14 protein-coding genes are annotated in these 19,931 nt (G+C 39.9%); 4 read left to right on the forward strand and 10 right to left on the reverse strand.

The window, feature by feature from the left end:
- Window positions 1-38: 38 nt before the first annotated feature.
- The 10 genes from DR017_RS07310 to DR017_RS07360 all read right to left on the reverse strand — a co-directional run bounded on the left by DR017_RS07310 (window position 39) and on the right by DR017_RS07360 (window position 15,405).
- Window positions 39-599 (reverse strand): four helix bundle suffix domain-containing protein, encoded by a 561-nt coding sequence (locus DR017_RS07310; RefSeq protein ID WP_040360801.1) that lies wholly within the window; start codon window positions 597-599, stop codon window positions 39-41.
- A 123-nt stretch (window positions 600-722) separates the two neighbouring features.
- A complete protein-coding gene (locus tag DR017_RS07315; RefSeq protein WP_002677782.1) occupies window positions 723-2,411 on the reverse strand; it encodes a glutamine--tRNA ligase/YqeY domain fusion protein in 1,689 nt (562 codons plus the stop codon).
- A gap of 422 nt (window positions 2,412-2,833) precedes the next feature.
- Window positions 2,834-4,405: a DUF6850 family outer membrane beta-barrel protein gene (locus DR017_RS07325; RefSeq protein WP_002677961.1), complete on the reverse strand. Its 1,572-nt coding sequence runs from the start codon at window positions 4,403-4,405 to the stop codon at window positions 2,834-2,836.
- Window positions 4,369-5,661, reverse strand: a complete 1,293-nt coding sequence (locus tag DR017_RS07330; protein WP_040360791.1) for a DUF4876 domain-containing protein — start codon at window positions 5,659-5,661, stop codon at window positions 4,369-4,371. Before DR017_RS07330 ends, DR017_RS07325 begins: the two co-directional genes overlap by 37 nt.
- 23 nt (window positions 5,662-5,684) lie before the next feature.
- A complete protein-coding gene (locus DR017_RS07335; RefSeq protein WP_002677980.1) occupies window positions 5,685-8,333 on the reverse strand; it encodes a TonB-dependent receptor in 2,649 nt (882 codons plus the stop codon).
- Between the two features lie 161 nt (window positions 8,334-8,494).
- The gene (gene pheT / locus DR017_RS07340; protein ID WP_002677958.1) at window positions 8,495-10,924 is read right to left on the reverse strand and encodes a phenylalanine--tRNA ligase subunit beta; all 2,430 of its coding nucleotides are present in this window, start codon (window positions 10,922-10,924) and stop codon (window positions 8,495-8,497) included.
- A 93-nt stretch (window positions 10,925-11,017) separates the two neighbouring features.
- A complete protein-coding gene (locus DR017_RS07345) occupies window positions 11,018-12,667 on the reverse strand; it encodes an acyl-CoA--6-aminopenicillanic acid acyl-transferase (RefSeq protein WP_002677750.1) in 1,650 nt (549 codons plus the stop codon).
- 75 nt (window positions 12,668-12,742) lie between these two features.
- On the reverse strand, window positions 12,743-13,732 hold the full coding sequence (locus tag DR017_RS07350; RefSeq protein ID WP_002677977.1) for an aspartate-semialdehyde dehydrogenase: 990 nt from the start codon (window positions 13,730-13,732) through the stop codon (window positions 12,743-12,745).
- 83 nt (window positions 13,733-13,815) lie between these two features.
- The gene (locus tag DR017_RS07355; protein WP_040360789.1) at window positions 13,816-14,253 is read right to left on the reverse strand and encodes an HAD family hydrolase; all 438 of its coding nucleotides are present in this window, start codon (window positions 14,251-14,253) and stop codon (window positions 13,816-13,818) included.
- Window positions 14,254-14,268: 15 nt separating this feature from the next.
- Window positions 14,269-15,405: a trans-sulfuration enzyme family protein gene (locus DR017_RS07360; RefSeq protein WP_002677963.1), complete on the reverse strand. Its 1,137-nt coding sequence runs from the start codon at window positions 15,403-15,405 to the stop codon at window positions 14,269-14,271.
- Between the two features lie 137 nt (window positions 15,406-15,542).
- On the opposite strand from DR017_RS07360, the gene DR017_RS07365 reads away from it, so the two are divergent.
- The 4 genes from DR017_RS07365 (at window position 15,543) to DR017_RS07380 (ending at window position 19,930) form a co-directional block, all read left to right on the forward strand.
- Window positions 15,543-16,511 (forward strand): hypothetical protein, encoded by a 969-nt coding sequence (locus tag DR017_RS07365; protein WP_002677797.1) that lies wholly within the window; start codon window positions 15,543-15,545, stop codon window positions 16,509-16,511.
- Window positions 16,512-16,527: 16 nt separating this feature from the next.
- Complete coding sequence (locus DR017_RS07370) at window positions 16,528-18,888, forward strand: hypothetical protein (protein ID WP_002677641.1); 2,361 nt, start codon at window positions 16,528-16,530, stop codon at window positions 18,886-18,888.
- An 89-nt stretch (window positions 18,889-18,977) separates the two neighbouring features.
- Window positions 18,978-19,481 (forward strand): Panacea domain-containing protein, encoded by a 504-nt coding sequence (locus DR017_RS07375; RefSeq protein ID WP_002677808.1) that lies wholly within the window; start codon window positions 18,978-18,980, stop codon window positions 19,479-19,481.
- Window positions 19,482-19,483: 2 nt separating this feature from the next.
- Window positions 19,484-19,930: a hypothetical protein gene (locus DR017_RS07380; protein WP_002677693.1), complete on the forward strand. Its 447-nt coding sequence runs from the start codon at window positions 19,484-19,486 to the stop codon at window positions 19,928-19,930.
- Window position 19,931 lies beyond the last annotated feature (1 nt).

Here is a 19,931-nt window from a genome sequence, read left to right on the forward strand (position 1 = left end):
CTTTTTAAAAAGGGACAAAGGTATGAATTAATTATAGATTAATCAAATTTTTCATTGTGATACTTATTTTTACTTCTTGCGAAAGACATTTGTTCTCTTATACCTCCTTGTTGTAAAAACATTTCTTGTTGTTTTTCTATTAAATGTCTAAGCATATAAGTTGCTTGTTGGATGAGAGTGATACAGAGGTTTGCCAATGCTTCATCATCACATTTAGGGAGTAAAGTAGGATACCTCCAAGAGATTTCCTGACTACGAGCAAAAGTACGAACTTTTTCAAAACGAGGATGCCCCTTTTTCCATTGAACTTTATTTCGTACTCTTAAATAATCTTCATAATCAAGCAATAGTTCTTCAAGGCTCGCTTTTGCAACATTTGTTAGCTTTATTTCTGTTTCTGCAGAGGTGGTAGCAGCCTGACTTCCTTCTGCAATATTCTGTTTCCCAGAACGTGCTGCTTGCAACATTTGGTCAATGGTGCGGTCTCCTTTTTTAAGAAAGTGTTGCACAAAATAAAAGGTTATGTCATAAATAATCACTGATACTTGATAAACACGTAATTTCTTATATCCTCCTTTTTGTTTCAAAAAAGTTGTCATTTTTAAAGTGGTTTATTAATTTTGTTAGACTATTGGGACAAGTCGGACAAAGCAGAGTTATCAGACAAGTCAGACGAGTCAGACGAGTCGGATGAGGCTAACAAGTAGAATGAGAGTTTAGGGTTATTCATTTTTTATCTTTTCCCAAGTATCTTTTAAGCCGACGGTTTTGTTGAACACCAATTTTTCGGGGGTAGTATCGGGGTCTACACTGAAATAGCCCAAACGTTGGAACTGTACTGTGTCGCCTGCTTGAGCAGTTTTGAGACTTGGTTCTACATAAGCAGTTACCACCTTTAGAGAATCGGGGTTGATGTAGTTTAAGAAACTATCTTCTTGGCGATCGGGTTCAGGAACAGTAAATAGACGGTCGTAGAGGCGTGCTTCGGCTTCTATTGCGTGAGCTACTGATACCCAATGCAATGTACCTTTTACCTTGCGCATACTCGCCTCGGTACCACTACCACTGCGGCTCTCGGGGTCGTAAGTACAATGGATTTCGGTAATATTCCCTTGAGCATCTTTCACAACACTTTCAGCTTTGATGATATAAGCATTTTTAAGGCGTACTTCCCCTCCTAATTTCAATCGGAAATACTTTTTATCAGCTTCTTCGCGGAAGTCGTCGCGCTCGATATACAATTCACGACTGAAAGGCACTTTACGGAAAGTCATAGGGGTTACCTCAGGGTTATTTTCGGCGTCAAGCCATTCTTCTTGTCCCTCAGGATAATTGGTAATCACCACTTTCACGGGGTCGAGCACTGCCATTACGCGGTTAGCTTTTTTATTGAGGTCTTCGCGCACACAGAATTCTAAAAGAGATACATCGATGAGGTTTTCGCGTTTGGCAATACCAATGGTATCAGCGAATTTGCGAATCGCTTCGGGGGTATATCCACGGCGGCGCAAACCAGAGATAGTAGGCATACGAGGGTCATCCCAGCCAGCCACATAATTTTCGGTTACCAATTGTAAGAGTTTTCGCTTACTTACAATGGTGTGACTAAGGTTACGACGGGCAAACTCACGTTGTTTAGGTCGGGTACGTGAGTTGTCGTATACTTGATCTAAAAACCAGTCGTATAGTTCGCGGTGAGGCAAAAACTCTAAGGTGCAGAGAGAGTGAGATATTTGTTCGAGGTAGTCGCTTTCACCGTGAGCCCAGTCGTACATAGGGTAGATATGCCATTTGTCGCCTGTGCGGTGGTGTGAAGCGTTCATAATACGGTAGATGATAGGGTCGCGCATTAGCATATTAGGCGATGCCATATCTATTTTGGCGCGGAGTACATAGGTACCATTTTCGAACTCACCGTTTTTCATACGTTCAAAAAGGGCGAGGTTTTCCTCAGGAGAGGTATTGCGATAGGGACTATCGGTTCCTGCAGTAGTAGGGGTACCTTTTTGAGCCGCAATTTCTTCGGAGGTTTGTTTATCTACATAAGCTTTTCCTTGTTTGATGAGCATTACTGCCCAGTCGTAAAGTTCTTGAAAATAGTCGGAAGCATAGCATTCTTTATCCCATTTGAATCCGAGCCACTCTACATCGCGGCGAATCGCATCTACATATTCTTGTTCTTCTTTAGATGGGTTGGTGTCGTCAAAACGCAAATTTACAGGGGCATTGTAGCGCAAGCCTAAACCAAAGTTGAGGCAAATAGAGCTCGCGTGACCGAGGTGCAAGTAACCATTCGGTTCTGGGGGGAAGCGAAAGCGCAAAGCGTTGGCGGGAAAACCTGCAGCGAGGTCTTCCTCAATGATATTTTCTATAAAATTATTAGAGCGTTGTTCTTTTAATTCTTCTGACATTTTTTTAGTGTTTAGGGAGAGTATTCTTTACAAAGTGCAAAGGTAGGAATAATTAGTGAATTAGCAAAGTGCGAAGGCGAGAGGGCTTGGAAATATAGGGTGCGAGCCGCACGGGCAGGTGGTGGAAGCTGTGGAAAATATGAGAGTGTGGGAGGTGGGGGAGCGGTGGGAGCTAGTGGGAATAATGGGAAGGATAGGAGCGGTGGGAGTTGGGGGAGCTAGGGGAAGAGAAAATAATAGAAAAGTAGTGACAAGCATTTGTTTTTAGTAAGATTTTGCTTCCTTAAATAGGAAATCATTCAAATCTTCATTTTCACAATTAAAAGGTTTAATTATATGATTGAATGTAGTTTAACAGAAATAGATTGATTATCAAGCAATCAACTTTACCAAAGTGTAGGGACACAAATGCGAATATCGCATTAATAATTAAGTTGTAGATGTAAAGACAAATGGTAACGGTCATCACTTTTGAAAGTAGTGCTATACGTTGTTTTTACTCCTAATACAGCGAAGAGATGGTTGCGCAATTGTTGTTTGAAATCTGTTCCAAAAGAAAAATGGTATTGAGTTTTGCACAAGAGTGTATTATCTGGGTAGACTACCTCGTCGTAAAATAACCGAATAGTTTTAGCGGCGTAATCGTTGTTGGTGAGAGTTTTATAATATTCTATATTCTGATTTTCCAGTTTGCTATAGGTAGGCAATTGACATTGGAATGCTACAAAAGGGGCTATTTCAACTCCCGAAAGTTGGTAACTACGGCTGTGTAATGCTTGAGCGGTGAGGAAATGCCTATCAGTAAGGGTTTGTGCTAATACATCAGTTTGGTAGGCTTGGTGATAGCCGAGCGTAACAGCAGTTTCGCATAATTGAGTGTATTTTTCAGAATAATAATGTACTGAAAATTGCACATCGCGCAATTGCGCTTCATAGTTTTTTCCTTGTTGTAGATTTAAAAAATTTTTACGAGAAGTTTCAGTATATTGAGCGTAATATCTCAACTGAGCTTCCGATAGCTTTTTCAGGCGTTGTATATAGACCTTATAGTTTGTGGTATTAAGCGTTGCCATTAAGCGTTCATCGGCTTCATACTCAGTATTACTTTGGTAAGTATTTGCTTTTTGCCATTGGTAATGAGCTCCAGTTATCCATTGGACAGTAGGAGTTGTATAATGATAATGCAGCGTTAGCTCATTGAAAGGTCGTTCACGTTTGGTAGAGACATCAGTGGGAAGCTCGAAAGTGCCATAGCCTAATTGCCAACGGAGGTATTTAGGGTAGTTCATAGGGATATGGCTATCACTATCGGAAAAAGAAATACCATTGTCTACTTGGGCAAGTCCGTACGTTGTTCCTATGGCTATTTGTTGTTGAGAGGTAAGATTCAGTGCTAATTGGGCGGTAAAAGCTAATTCATTAGTTATTATTTTAGGACGAGGATCAAAGGAGGTACGGTATTTTTCACCTAAGTGATAACGGGCAGCAATCATTCCGTTGAGATGAGAGGTAATGAGTGGAGTGATAAGTCCACCAAATACTTGGTATTGTTGAGCATTCCAATTAGAAGCCTTGCTCACGGCATAGTAATGAGGGTCGGGCATTAGCCCATCGGGAGCAACCTCAACATAAGAGAGATTCCATTTTTTATTGGTTTGATATTCTCTTTTAATAGTGACATCGCCGAAGAAAGCTGTTTTTTTAGCTTTGTAATAACCATTAGTATTTAGGCTGATAGTTGTAACAGCTGAAGGTTGTTGTCCCAAGTGTAAATCACCTTTTTCAGTTTGGAAAGAAAGTCCGGAATTTGTAAAATTCTCTAGAGAAGAGGCAGGCAAGAGTACAGGAGTTTGCAGATAAGTTTGGAATACTTTAGGATGTAAGTAACTATCCACTCTGCTTTGAGAGTAGATAGTTACTGTTGAAGCAAATAATATGAAAAGGGTTTTAGGTATCATCAGTTTAGGGAACTTACATCCGGAGTGGATATCCATATAAAGTCGTTGGTAGAGTTGTTCGTATCTTGATAGAAGATTTTATCACCTACTCTTTTAGTTTCTTTGCGAATAGCTGATTCGGAGGAGTAAGCACCTTTAGGGCTACTGAGGGCTCCAGCATCTACATTAGTAGGCAAACGTTTAGGCAGGTTTGCTTCTTGACAACCTACACCGTCAATAATAATATCTACAGGTATCTGCAAGTATTTTCTATCAGGTTTTTTTCCACGCATAGCGGGACTTTGCACTACTTTTAGAGCATCAGTTTCAGCTTTAGTAGCCCTAAATAACACATAAGCATCACGCCCTTGCACATTTAATACCATATCTTTAAGTGTGTTTATTTTATAGCGTACCTCCATATTAATGGCAGGATTATCAATATCAGTATTATTTTCTTGATTAGGCAAATAGACCTCGAATTTAGCTTTACTTAAATCGACTGTTAGTTCGGGGTTAGGGACTTCGTGCTTTTTACCTCCAATGGTAAGTGGTGCTTTGTGGTTCATCGCTGTTTTGGCGACAATCATTGATTTACCTGAAGCCAAGGGGTAAGTAGTACCATTACCAGGGAAGGCATAGATTTCGTAAGCATAAACAAATTTTGTATTAGCATCTTTACCAACGCCTACTAAATCAGGAGATTTACTCCAGTCTATCTGACCATTCTCATCTAAGTTTTCTTTTGAAAAACTGTTATACCAGCCGTGGATTTGAGCAAAGCAGATATTATCTAAATAGATGGTTTCGTTAGAATTGTTATGCACCTCAAAGAATTGGTCTCTCCACTGGAAACCAGCAGCTTTTTGATTATCAGAACTAACATAATAAACTTGTTTAATAAGCAAATCGCCTGTTTTACCTGTTTGTAATACCAATTCACTGATAGCATTTTGCTGTGCATTGATAGTTACTTTACTCAACGAAGCGTTGAAGCTCGCTTCTTTTTCCTCACCAAAGAGTCTTTTCATCTGTTCGGCAGATAGAGAGATAGAAGCAGAAATATCATAGGTACCCGCAGATATTACTACACTTGCCTTTCCTTGAGCATCGGTTTTGACAGTGTATATCTGACCATTTTGCAAATTGGTAAGTTTTACATTTACTCCTTCGGCTGCTTTGCCACCAAAGAAATCGTCGTACTTCACCGATAAACGATGAGTGATATTGGTTACAAAACCATCGCTATCATTATCTTTTTTGCAGGATAGCACGGTTATAAAGAGTGCGAAAATTAGAATTACTCGTTTCATATAATTAGAAATATTGATTATTTTCAAAACTGATATTTTACATTTCCACCAAATGAAATTTTGCTATTTTGTAGAGAAGTATGTCCGTTGACAGTAATTTTAGGTCGATAGTTTAGGAAATTATTAGCATAAAGAGAGATAGATAGTCCGTTGAGCATTTCCTTGGTGATGCGCAAATGGAAATTGTGATAAGTAGGGGTATGTACAGTTTTAGTTTCGTTAGGTGTTAAAAATAAATGCTTATAGCGAGAGTGTGTACGCTCGGCAGCAGGGATTTCGTGATATACTAAATTTTTATCCATATAAGCATACGGATAAATATCTCTCAAGGCAATATAGTTATTAGAAAAGGTGAATTGTTCGACAGTGAGTGAAAAAAGCAAGCCTAAGGAAGATATATGATGAGTAGCTGTGAGTCGCAAGTGCATTTGTTCGCGCTGAGAAGCATCGGTAGGATAATAGCCATATACATATTTTTCTTCGAGAGCATTGTTGGTTTTGCTGATATAAGGTAGGCGCGAAGTACTTGAAGAAAACACATAACTCCCTGAAAGTGAAAATTGAGTATTGATTTTATCTATCTTATTGAAAAACAGGATGAGTTCAACCCCTTTATCAGTATAGTACGATCCGTTAGTAGCTGTAGAATAGGTACGCACTACTTTTTCATAGCCATCAATACGATAGGTAGGAGGTATGTGTTCAGGATCGGCAGAAGGAATATAGGTGAGTTTAGGGAGGTCGTAGAGCTTGAAAGTAGTTTCAGAAGTAAAGGCATCGAAAGTTTTATTGAGATATGTTGTGAGGTTTAGCTGCATAAACTTGAGAGAAACATCAGCACCAAGTTCGTATTTCCACGCTTTAGAAGGTTTTAAATCTACTTTCCGGCGTTGTTCTACATAAGTTTGCACACGATTCACTGCATAATGATTGGTACGATCGTCACGCAAAAGGATATCAAAATGAACGTTACCAGGAAATCGATTGGCTAAGGAAGGTGCTTTGGTAGCTAAACCTATACCCCCTCTTAACTTGAAATATTTGGTGAACTCATACGCCATATTCACACGCGGACTCAGACTACTGTAACCGTTTTGATTTTCGTAACGCAAACCTATATTGGCAACTAACAGTTGTCCGTTAGCACGTTGCCATTGCAAGTTATCCTGCAGATAAACACTCAACAATTTGTTTGCAATTACATATTTATTGAAGTTCAAAGGGCGTACTCCTTCTTCAGAATTAGATATTTTACTCACCGTACCCACTGTGTTGGCGGTTGAAGAATCAAACACTTTACCTTCACCTAAATTATCGTTGTAGAGGAAACCTATCCCTGCACTTATATTTTGGCTAAATTTATCGTTCTTTAAATGCTTGCTTATCCCCAGCTGACTGTTGATGCTAAAAGGTAACCCTATAGTGCGCACTAAAGAACGGAAAGCGACAGGTGTATAAAGCCCTTCGTGCAGTGCTGTGGTGGTAGCGGTGGGCACTACCTCTCCCCCATTGTTGATAAACTGCTCTTTGTAATCATCTTGTTTAGAAACAGAAAGACCGAAAGTAAGATTTAGTTGGTCAATCCATTTTTTGCTGAACTGCCATCCTAAACGATTGCTAAATGTGAGTCCGTAGTCTTTTTTATTAGATGAATTACGAAAACCCTCTACTTGTTCTTTATCCGTTTTATTACCATCGATATTGCTTCTCAGGGTTAGGCTAAAAGTATTGCGGAAGTTGTTCTTAGGACTCACTACACTCCAAATAGAAGAAAGCGTTACACGGTTATAGCCATCAAGGTTGTTACGAGGGTCAGCATTGGCATTTAAGTAGTCTAACGACAGACTCAAATTACCTACTTTATCACTGATTTTAAATCCTTTATTTACACTTACAGCATTTCCTCCACCTATCATACTGGCAGATACTTGCAAAGGATAAACTCCTGCTTTGCGTTCAATTACCACCAAACCTGTAGTTGCATTGCCGTATTTAGCGTCGGCGATCCCCGTAATTACCTCTACTTTTTCTATACTTGAAGCAGGAATAGTTCGCAAATCCATACCTGTGTTGATACGAGAGAAAGCTGTAGTATTGATATTCTTGCTGTAAGTTTGCATATTCTCATCGTTACTCAAAGGCATATCGTCAATAATATAGCTAATACCAAAAGAATTATTATCGGACTTGATTGCAGTACGTAGGTTCAGTATATTAGGAGTGAAAAAAGAAGGTTTTTCTATAGTTTGTCCAGGGAGCTGTTGTAAGATATCGGATACCGAAAATGATTGGAATTGCCCTATAGCATAATTATTTAACACTACTGCCGAACTCACTTTGTCGCGTACCTTGGTAGCTGTTACGACCACCTCGTTGAGACGCAGGGTTTCCTCTTGCATTATTACAGAAATGGAATGAGTGAGGGTTGCTGTTCCTTTGATTGTTTGCGATTGCAATCCCAACATTGTAAAGCTAAGGTCGTATTCTTTATAAACAGAGATAGAAAACTCACCTTTATCATTGGTAAAGGCCCATTTTCCTGAGATTTTATCAACCACTGTTACTCCTTGTAGAGGTTGTTGTTGCACACTCACCACACGTCCTGAGAGGGTGATTTGCGCTATTAAACCACAAGGAAATAAGAGAGATATAATAAGAAGAAAAATCCTCATTTCATTTGTTTTAAAAACACCTAATCATTTTATTGAGAGTGCAAAGATAGGTTATTTTTATTAATTACAAATAACAAAGAGGTTTTTTATAAAAAACTTTGCCAAAGTTCACGGCACAAGAGGTGATTAGAACTTTGGCAAAGTATATAGGTTTTTCATTTTTAACGAATTGCTGCGCCGAATTGCTTTTCAAAAGCATCTTGTAGGCGTTGCATCGTTTTATCGATTTGTTTATCGGTAAGGGTTTTGTTGTCGTCTTGGAGAACGAAACTAAGAGCGTAACTTTTCTTGCCTTCGGGGAGTTTATCACCTTGATATACATCGAAAAGGTTCACGCGTTGCAAGAGGTCTTTTTCGGTAGTATAGGCTACTTTATAAAGATCGGCAAAGGTTACTTTATCGTCGAGCAAGAGAGCTAAATCACGGCGTACTTCGGGGTATTTAGGTATTTCTTTATAGACTACTTTATGCCCTTGTACTTGTGCTACAATCTCTTCCCAATTCAAATCGGCGACGAGTACTTCTTGCTTGATTCCAAACTCTTTGAGCACTTTGGTTTTTACAACGCCTATAGTTCCTAAAAGGGTCTCCCCTATTTGCCAACGGAAACCTTCGCTGTATACAACTTCATTAGTTTCTAATGGCAAGGTAACTATTTCTTTTAATCCGAGACGTTCAAAAAGAGATTCTACGACTCCTTTGAGTTGAAAGAAAGAAACCTTTTGTGCTGGACTTCCCCAGTGTTCGGGTTGAGTATTCCCTGTAAGATAAAGCACTAAATGCTTATTTTCACTATAATTACCATTGATATAGTGATAATTTTTGCCAAACTCAAACAATTTCAAATCGGAGCGTTTGCGGTTGTTGTTGTAGGCAATCACTTCTAAGCCTGAGAACACGAGATTTTTGCGCATATACCCTAAGTCGCTGCTGAGCGGATTGAGGAGTTTCACGGCTTGTTCAGGTTTTTCGGTATAAGTAGTGATTTCTTTTTCGGAAACAAGACTATTGGTCATAATTTCCAAAAATCCTTGAGCGACTAACTGCTCGGCTACTACATTCTGCATATTATGGTCGGCATACTTATCAGAATGTGACATTGTAGCATTCACTTTTTCGGTGATAGCGATATTGTTATAGCCATAGATACGGAGGATTTCCTCTATTACATCGGCTTCGCGTTGTACATCTACACGGTAAGAAGGAATTAACAGACCTAAACCGCGTTCGGTGAGCGAATTGACTTTGATATCGAGGGAATGAAGAATGGACTTAATGGTGTCGCGAGGTATTTTCTGACCGATGAGTTTATCGACATTCTCGAAAGCGAGAAATACCTGAAAATCTTCTTGTTTTTTAGGGTAAAAATCTATCACATCGGAAGAGATGACACCACCAGCAATATTTTCAATGAGTACAGCGGCGTATATCAGTGCGTATTTACAATCTTCGATGTTGATACCACGTTCAAAACGATAAGAAGCATCGGAGTTGATAGCGTGGCGTTTAGCAGTTTTGCGTATTGAAACGGGATTGAAATAAGCACTTTCTAAAAAGATGTTGCGAGTGAATGGCGTAACCCCAGAATTTTCACCGCCTAATACCCCTGCAATACAGAGTGGTTTTTCGGCATCCCAAATCATAATATCTTCAGCACTGAGGGTACGTTCTACTCCATCGAGGGTTTTGAATTTGGTGCCTTCTTCAGCATTTTTAACTACTATTTTACGTCCGATAATATGGTCGGCATCGAAAGCGTGGAGAGGTTGCCCCATTCCGTGTAACACGTAATTAGTCGCATCAACCACGTTGTTTTTAGGGGTAATACCTATGGCTTTGAGTTTGTTTTGCAACCACACAGGCGATTCGCCAACGCGTACATTGCTGATAGTTACACCGGTGTAACGAGGTACGAGTTTTTTATTCTGTACCTCTATATCTATTTTTACTGAACGGTTATCGACGTGGAATTTGGTTACTGAAGGGGTTATAAGCTCTAAAGAGGTTCCTTTCTGTATCAATCCGGCACGCAAGTCGCGTGCTACACCGTAGTGGCTCATTGCATCGGCGCGGTTAGGGGTAAGACCAATTTCAAAAACTTCATCAGTTTCTACCTCAAACACTTTACTTGCAGGAGTTCCTACTTCATATTTATTATCGAGCACCATAATGCCGTCGTGACTTTCGCCTAAGCCTAGTTCGTCTTCAGCGCAAATCATTCCAAAACTTTCTTCTCCACGGATTTTTCCTTTTTTAATTTCAAAAGGCTTGTCATCTTTATCGTATAATACAGTGCCTATAGTTGCTACGAGTACTTTTTGCCCTTGGGCGACGTTAGGAGCGCCACAAACGATTTGCAGAGGAGCGTCGCCCCCTACATCTACTTTAGTGATTTTGAGTTTATCGGCATTAGGGTGTTTTTCGCACTCAAGCACGTGACCTACGACTACGCCTTTGAGAGCGCCTTTTACACTTTCGAAGTGTTCAATACCTTCTACTTCTAAACCTAAATCAGTAAGAATTACTGCTGTATCTTCAGCAGGCAAGTCTAACTTCAAATATTGTTTTAACCAGTTATAGGATATTTTCATTGAATGAACAATTGATAATTAATAAAGTTTTTTTCTTTAGAGAGTGCAAAGATATAAAATAATTACGAATTACGAGTCACGAATGACGAATTTTTAGTGAGCTATCAGTAACTTCTCTATTTTCTCTCGTTCTTCGCTATAAGGAATTTCGCATTGTAGAGCTTTTTGAAAGAGCTGGTAAGCCGTGGAGGTGTTGCCTTGGGCTTGGTAGGCTTTTCCTAAAAGGTAATAGGCTTTCCAATAATGAGGATTAAGAGCAGTGATGTGTTTTACTTTGTCTATAACTATAGGGGTATGCTCGCGCAAATGGGTTTCTATTTGCTGTTCTAACCCTCGGTAGGCTTCGTAATCTTTAAAGGCTTGGCTGTAGAGAAAGGGGGCGGCAGGGATATTCAAAGAGGGGTTTTGAGTGTAGGGCGTGTGAGAGGGGTAGCTACTACCAGAGAATATCTGTTTCAAATCGTAGGCTACAAAAGTGCCCAACTGATAAGGAGCTGTCGATACCCACACCAAGCGCTCTTGTGGTTTGAAAATAACCGCGTGATGCGCCAAAAGTTGGTTGAGGGCTTTCTCGTTACCATAACCTATAGAATCGCCGTGTAGCCCCTCGGTACTACGCAGAATAGCAGCCATTTTTGAAGGAGTTAGTTTAGGTTCTTGTGTTAGAAACTCCTGCATTTTGGCATAACGATAGGCTGAGTGTGAGGTGTTTATTTGTTTCAGATTTTTCTTGTCGGTTTTATAAGGTTCGCTTTGAAAATGGTTGGCGCAGACCACTGCATTAGAAGCTTCGTATACTCCAAACTTTTTGGGAGAGACTTCAATAATCACCGCTTTGCCATCGGCGGCACTGCCTACCATTATAGCCTCAGACACAAAGACTTTGCGCTTTTTGGCAATAGCAATCGCCTCGTCTATATTTTTAGCATATTGCAAAATCTCACGGCAGAGGAGTGAAATGGGGGTACGGGCTTTGAAGGGAATAGACGATTTCCCAGCATTGATAGTAACTGTAAGTCCTTCGAGATTCATACCCGAAAGCACGCCTATCATTCCGCCCCAAGCGTAACTCATAAAGGGAATACCTTCCTCAGGACGCACAAAGCGGACAATCTTTTCGGTAGCAAAATCATCGGAGAGGTAAAAATCGAAATTGCGACCAATGAGCAGCTGACCTTCTTCAGTTTTATCACCCCAAACTGCTAATGATGAACAACCTACAAGCATCAAATCTTGCAAAGCGTGCCCTAAATCGTGAGCTGAATGCAAGTAGAGCGTACGCTGATAAGCAGGGGCTAAGTAGTTGAAAATCGTATCGGAGTATTGGGCTTGCCCCCACAATTCCTGTTTAAAGGGCGGAATTACACAATTGTTGATATCGCGATTGAACCATTTGATGAACTTGCGTAAGAAACGCTGTTTGCGTTCAGAAGGCACAAAGTGATTCAGTTTAGTGAAGAGCAAACTGTCTTGACGACGGTACAGAGGCTGAGTAAGAGCCCCCGAATTGAGTCCTAATTGATAGGGATTCCCCGAAAGGTAGAGTTCCCACAAACCTTGTTGGTTTTTAGCAATATAGTTATCACCAAAATACCGCAGCGAGTCATTTATTGCGGTAATTTGAGGTTTCTGGTATGGATAAACAACTTCTGGCGGAGTGATTTTCTTATAGAAAATACCACAGGAAGTAAGAGTAAAAAGTAACAGGTAAGAGATAAGAGATAAGAGTTTGAGATGTTTCATTTTTCACTAAAAAATAGCCAATGAGTCAATAATGGTATTGATTCATTGGCTAATTTATTGATAGTTATTAGGATACTATAACAATTTATTTTTAATCAAATATTCAGCGATTTGTATAGTATTCGTGGCAGCACCTTTGCGAAGGTTATCGGCAACGACCCAAAGATTGAGCGTATTAGGTTGTGACTCATCGCGACGGATACGACCTACAAACACATCATCTTTGCCGTGAGCGTACAAAGGCATAGGGTAAGTATTGGTTTCGGTATTATCTTGCACTTTGATACCTGCCGATTGCGCTAAGAGAGTGCGTACTTCATTTATATCAAAATCGGTTTTGAGTTCTACATTCACCGATTCGCTGTGACCACCTACTACCGGTATACGTACCGCAGTGGCAGTAACGGCAATACTATCGTCACGCAATATTTTTTTGGTTTCACGCACGAGTTTCATTTCTTCTTTAGTATAGCCATTCTCTTCAAACACATCGCAGTGCGGAATAGCATTGCGGTGAATTTGGTAGTGATAAGCCATTTCACCTTTTTCGCCTTTGTACTCGTTCTCTAACTGACGTACCGCTTTCACCCCTGTACCCGTAATCGACTGGTAAGTAGAGACTACCACGCGCTTGATGCCGTATTTGCGTTGTAAAGGAGCTAAAGCAACGAGCATTTGGATAGTAGAACAATTAGGGTTAGCAATAATTTTGTCGTCTTTGGTAAGGACATCGGCGTTAATTTCGGGGATTACCAATTTTTTGGTAGGATCCATACGCCAAGCCGAAGAGTTATCTACCACAGTAGTACCTACTTGAGCAAACTTAGGCGCCCATTCTTTAGAAACAGAAGCGCCTGCTGAAAAGAGGGCTACATCGGGTTTGAGTGACACGGCTTGTTGCAAGCCAATCACAGTATATTCAGTGCCTTTAAAGACGATTTTTTTGCCTACTGATTTTTCTGAGGCTACAGGAATTAATTCGGTTACAGGAAAATTGTGTTCTGCAAGTACTTCTAACATTACGTTACCTACCATTCCGGTAACGCCTACTACAGCTACTCTCATATATTTTAGTATTTAGTTTTTTTAGTATTCTACGAATTTTGTGTTTTTTATAGAAAAGCAATGTATAAAGATTGCTTTGATAATCAAAGTAATTTCAATATTCTTTCTATCCAAAAGTTATCATTAGGAGAAATAATAATCACTTTAAAACCATATTGTTCTGCTTCACTTTGCACACCTTGAGCATCATCTATATGAAGGTCGAAACCAAAAGCTTTAGGATATTTGGAAGCGTTAATTTTCAAAGATTGTAGAGTGTGTTCATTTTCTTTTTGGGTGATAATTTTCCCTATTTTGATGCCATAATATCGAAACATCCGTCTTATATAGGGTTTACTTCTCAGCGAAGTAGTGTAGATATGCACCTCATTACCTTGAGATTGCAGTGTTTTGATAAGAGTTTTCGTCCCTTTACGAATAGGCTCTATTCCCAATAACTTCGCCCACCACGATCTTTTTTCAGTAGGAAATTCATTATTGTAAGGAATAAGAGTTCCATCTAAATCAAAACTTATCTGCATTACTATTGCCAATCCCTATTTCTCCAATGCTTGTTTGAAATCTTCAATCAAATCCTCGGCATCTTCAATCCCCACAGCTACACGGATAAGGGTGCGCGTAACACCACGTGCCACTTTTTCTTCTTCTGGAAACTCAGTGTGAGTGAGGGTACTGGGGTGAGTTACCAAGGTTTCTACACCGCCCAAACTCACTGCAAAAAGAGCTACTTTCAAACTCTCAAAAAAGGCTTTGGCTTTGGCTTCACTCTTTACAGTGAACGAAAATACCGACCCGCCTCCCGAAGCCTGACTTTCGTGCACTGCTTTGCCTTTGTTATGTGCCTCAGTAGGGTAATACACTTTCTCTACTTCGGGGTGAGAGCGCAAGAAATCAAGAAGTTTAAGGGTATTTGCTTGGGCTTTTTCCACTCTTAGTTTGAGGGTTTTCATACTGCGAAGTAGCAACCAACTATCGAAAGGTGAGAGAATTGCCCCTATAGCTACTTGGGCAAAACTTATTTTCTCGGCAAGCTCGTCGCTATTCACCACCACAGCTCCTGCGATAATATCATTGTGTCCTCCCAAAAACTTGGTTGCACTGTGCAATACTATATCTGCCCCTAACTCTAAAGGGTGTTGCAACACGGGCGACATAAAAGTATTATCGACCATTGAAAGCAGGTTGTGGCGTTTAGCGATAGCTACCACGCTGCGTATATCGGTAACTTCTAAAAGGGGATTGGAAGGGGTTTCTATAAAAATAGCTTTGGTATTAGGACGCACAGCGGCTTCTATCTGTTGTAAATCGGTAGTATCTACAAAGGTTGCTTCGAAGCCAAACTTGCTGAGTATATCGTTGATAATGCGGTAAGTACCTCCGTAAATATCCAAACTAAGCACAAAGTGATCACCAGCCTTAAACATTGTAAACACCGAGGTGGTCGCTGCCATCCCTGAAGAAAATCCAAAACCGTGTTTGCCATTTTCTAAAAGGGCAATCATTGTTTCGAAATCTTTGCGGGTGGGATTAGACACGCGAGAGTATTCAAACTCTTGCCACTCATTATAAGTTTTGATAGGAAAAGTAGTAGCCATATTTAGGGTACTTCCCCAGTTTTCAATGCCTTTTTCAGGGGTTCTGACTCCGTGAATCGCTTTAGTTTCAAACTTCATATTTTCTGTTATTTACAAAAACAGCGACAAAAGTAAGAATATTTTATCAATTACCAAATTTTTATCTTTAGAGGGAAAGAAAAAAATACCAATCACTTATTGCTGAATATCAATTATTTTTCTACCTTTGTACCCTGATGAAAAAAATATTTCTATTTGCATTCGTTCTCTGCCTTATAGCTTGCAACAAAAAGCAAGCAATTCCTGAGGCTATGTACTTTTGGAAAACGAACCTTTCGTTTACCGAAGATGACAAGGCGTTCTTAAAAGAACACGCCGTGAAAAAACTCTATGTGCGCTATTGTGATGTAGGGCTTAGAGATGAACAAGCCGTGCCCATTGCACCTATAGAAATCGATACCCTTAGCACACGCGGATTGACAATTGTACCTGTAATCTACATCAAAAATGAGGTGTTTGATGATATAGCAACCGCACAATATGCTCCGCAACGTTTTTGGGGAACAGAAACGCTCAGCGAAAATGTGGCTAAATATATTGAGCAAATCAACAACTATTATCATCTCACTGTAAATGAGGTGCAGTTTGATTGCGATTGGACGCTCAACACTAAGGAGTATTACTTCAACTTCCTCAAGCTTTTCAAAGAAAAAAATCCTAATTTACAACTCTCGGCAACCATACGTTTGCATCAAGTAAAATACAAAGATGACACGGGCGTACCCCCCGTAGATTACGGGGTGCTGATGTACTACAATATGGATAAAATCACCGCCACGGGGGCTAACTCTATCTACAATCGCGCAACTGCCAAACGCTATATCGGTTCACTAAAAAGTTACCCTTTACAGCTGAATATCGCTCTACCGATGTTCTCTTGGGGGGTACATTCAGTACGCGGTGAGGTGGTGAATTTGGTTAGCGGACTCACTTCTGCTGAAATCAAAACTCTTAAAGGCGTAGTCGCTACCGACATCCCTAACGTTTATGAAGTGAAAACACAAACCTACTACAAAGGACGCCTTTGGCAAGCTGGCGACCGCATCAAAATAGAGGAAGTAACCGATGCTGAGCGCCAAGAAATGCAGGACGATTTGCTGAAAAATATGAAAAGCCAACCCAAAGAAGTGATTTGGTTTAGGTAAAAAACAACCCACAAAAATGATACAAAAACGAATTATCAAATTAGCTTTTTGCCTCCTTACTTCGATAGCAGGAATAGGAGCATATTTGTACGCTTGCGGATGGTTTCCGCCTGATTGGTATGTTACTAACTCGGCATTTTCACCTGAGGTTACTGTACCTAAGGGAGTATACAACAGTCTGTTTTACAGCGTGGAACGCAGCTTCAACGGCTATGTAGGAATAGATTCCGACCGTTATACTGAAGATGATTTAGCCGACTGGTGTGCTTATGTAGGCAAGGCGATGCCTCGTGAGCAAATTCGCCATTTGATGTATGACAGAGAAGCAATTGAAGAAGTTTTACAACTAAAACATTCTAAAAAATTCACCGATAAACGGGTGCAGAACTTCCTTACTTTTTTAGAAATTACTCGTGGCAATGAGGTGGTTACAGGCGGTAGCTATTATGACCCTTGGGATTACGAGAACAGAAACTACCAACGATTGCAAAATACTGAACCTCAGCGTGTAGAAGCGCTCTACCGCAGTCTAACCTCCGATGCTTTTTTTGCTAATCGTATATGGTTTCAAGCCGTGCGTTTGAAGTTTTATTCAGAAAACAGAAGTTCCGTAATTCCTTTCTTTGAAGAAACAGCAGCTTCCCAACCTAAAAACTCGCTCTACTACCGCGCTATGCACTATGTAGCAGGAGCTTATATAGCCGAAAAACACTACCCTCAAGCTAATGTACTCTTAGCCGAAATATTTGATACCACTCCCGAATTAAGAACGACCGTAGGGTATGATTATCGTCCGTTACCCGATAGAGAAGTTGCACAAATCGCCCAAAAACTCTCTCCTCGTGTACAATGTGCCTTATGGGCAATGCAAGGTTTCTACACGAACAACGAGGCTAATTGTTTGCTAAAAATCCTCACTATCGACCGCCAATCACCTCACGTTGAGTTTCTGCTCACCCGCTTTATAAACAAAATGGAGTACAAACTCAATATATTCGACCGATATGGCGATGATTTGAAATCTATCAAAGCCTATCATCAGCACGCTCGCAAAGTGAGCACCCAAGTTTTCCCTACCGATTGGCTATTGCTTTTAGCCCGTGAAGGCGACCGACTTTCCAATCCCTATTTGTGGAAAGTAGCAGGGGGATATGTAGCAATGTTTAGAGGTGAATTTTCTTTGGCACGTCAGCTTTTGCAAGAAGCCGAAAAATACGTTGAGGGTAACGAGCAAAAAAGTCAGTTGTACCTCTTACAAGCGATGAACGAAGTATCGAGTTTGGAACACATTGATGCTGCTGCCGAAAAACAGCTGACTCTACCTATGCAGCGCGTGTGGAACAACCTCTATTTCTACCGCGACGACGATTTTTGTTACGACGGTTCTTTAGTGTATGACAAGTACAAAGCCGAATACCTCAATTACCGCAAATTTACTAACGATTTGCGCTATGATTATGCCTTTACCTTTATGCGTAAATACCTCCGAGTGCTCTATCAGGCACAAGGCAATGCCCTAATGGCTGAACTCACTCACCCCAAACGCGGTTTTTTCATCAGTGAAGCTAACTATAAGGCTTTTGACGAACTAACTCACAACCCTCACAAAACCGACTGGCAGGCACTTTGGATCAACTATTATCCTTATACCAAAGGAGATATATACGAGTGTCGTGGAATTTATCTATTCCGCCAAGACCGCATAGACGAGGCGCTGGCATTGTTTGAGAAAATACCTTGGGAAACCCGCGGTGCAGAGTATGATTCGGGAAAAGACAAATTAGTGAATGAAAAACGCCGCTTGAGTGAGAAAGCCTTAGCAGTCAGTCCGTTTAAAGGAGGAGTGTATGATATGTATTACTACGATTATATCACCCCACCTCGCGTGGAATACACTAAGATTTCCTTCTTGCGCAAAGCCAAGCAACTAAAAGACCATATAGCGCAAGGTAAAGATGTATATCACAGCGCCATACAATTAGGTAACGCTTTTTGTAACACCTCGTTTTACGGCGTTTCTCGTCAGTTTTACCACAACGAAATCATAGGCGAATGGAGTGCTTTAAGACTTGAAAACAAAGAGAACTACGTGCCTCTTTTGGATATGACCGCTGCTAAAAAGTATTTTCGGATTGCTCTTACAATGGCAACCACTGATGAACAGCGCGCTGAAGCTGCCTTCTTGCTCGGAAAAGCCGAACGCAACGAGTACTTCGCTCAGTTGAATTATTACGACATCCCTGAGAAGAAACGAAAATGGATAGATCAATGGGAAGGTTTCCATATACTCGCCAAATACCCTAACACTCAGTATTATAAAGAAGCCATTAAGGAATGCGGTTGGTTTGCAGATGTTGTGTATTTGTATAATGATTAAATGATTAGAAATAAGCACTATACTTGTAAGTCGTATTTGGCTGTATGAAGAAAAAGTATTACTTTTGCGATATAAAATAAAGAATTGTTATGTTTGATATAGATAAAAGTAAGGCTATCAATAGTATGTTGTTTGTCCTTAACCAATTAGGGGCAGAGAAATCAGATGCTCATAAGGTCTTTAAAATCTTATATTTTGCTGACCAAAAGCACTTGGTAAACTATGGTCGTCCCATCACAGGTGATACTTATGTGAAAATGCAGTATGGACCTGTGCCATCTTTTCTTAGAAATGTATCAGAAGGCAATGAAAAAGAAGGTCTTATCAATAAAACAAACAAACATTTCCTAACTACTTCTTATCAATATGATGAAGAAGACTTATCAGAATCTGAAATAGAGTGCCTAAACGAAGCTATTGCTGAAAATAAAGATATCTCTTTTAAAAAACTTACTGAAAAATCTCACGATAGTGCTTGGCAAAATGCACAGTGGCGTATTGATTATTTAGCAATGGCAAAAGCAGTTACTAACAATCCTGATATACTGAATTACATCAAGATAAATGCTTTGAATGAACAAATGTGTTTTTAGTTATGGATTTAGGCAGTTTCTTCCCTCAAGAAATAAAAGATAATTTCGCCAAACGAAATATAGAACTTGGTAAAACACTACTCATTGAAATACCCGACTTCAATATTTCATATAAGAAATACCTGATTATTGTAGCTACTAATGAATTGTATATTGCAGGAGTTGTTATTAATACTGAAGTGAATTTAAATGTCGCTTGGAGTGAAAAAGTGAAAAATCTCCACTTACTCATCAAACAACAAGACCATTCTTTTTTAAAATACGATAGTTTTGTAGATTGTTCTAAACTGCACAAACGGCTTATCGCTGAAATATGCAATGCTATAAAAGAAAACCCAAGTATGGTAGTAGGAAATGTTACTGATAGTTTTTTAAGAGAATTGCAAATCACTATCACAAACGCTAAAACTATCTCTATCAAAGATAAAAAAGATTTTGGATTTTTATAAA

The organism is Capnocytophaga sputigena (genome assembly GCF_900446695.1).
In the GTDB taxonomy this organism is placed as follows: Bacteria; Bacteroidota; Bacteroidia; order Flavobacteriales; family Flavobacteriaceae; genus Capnocytophaga; species Capnocytophaga sputigena.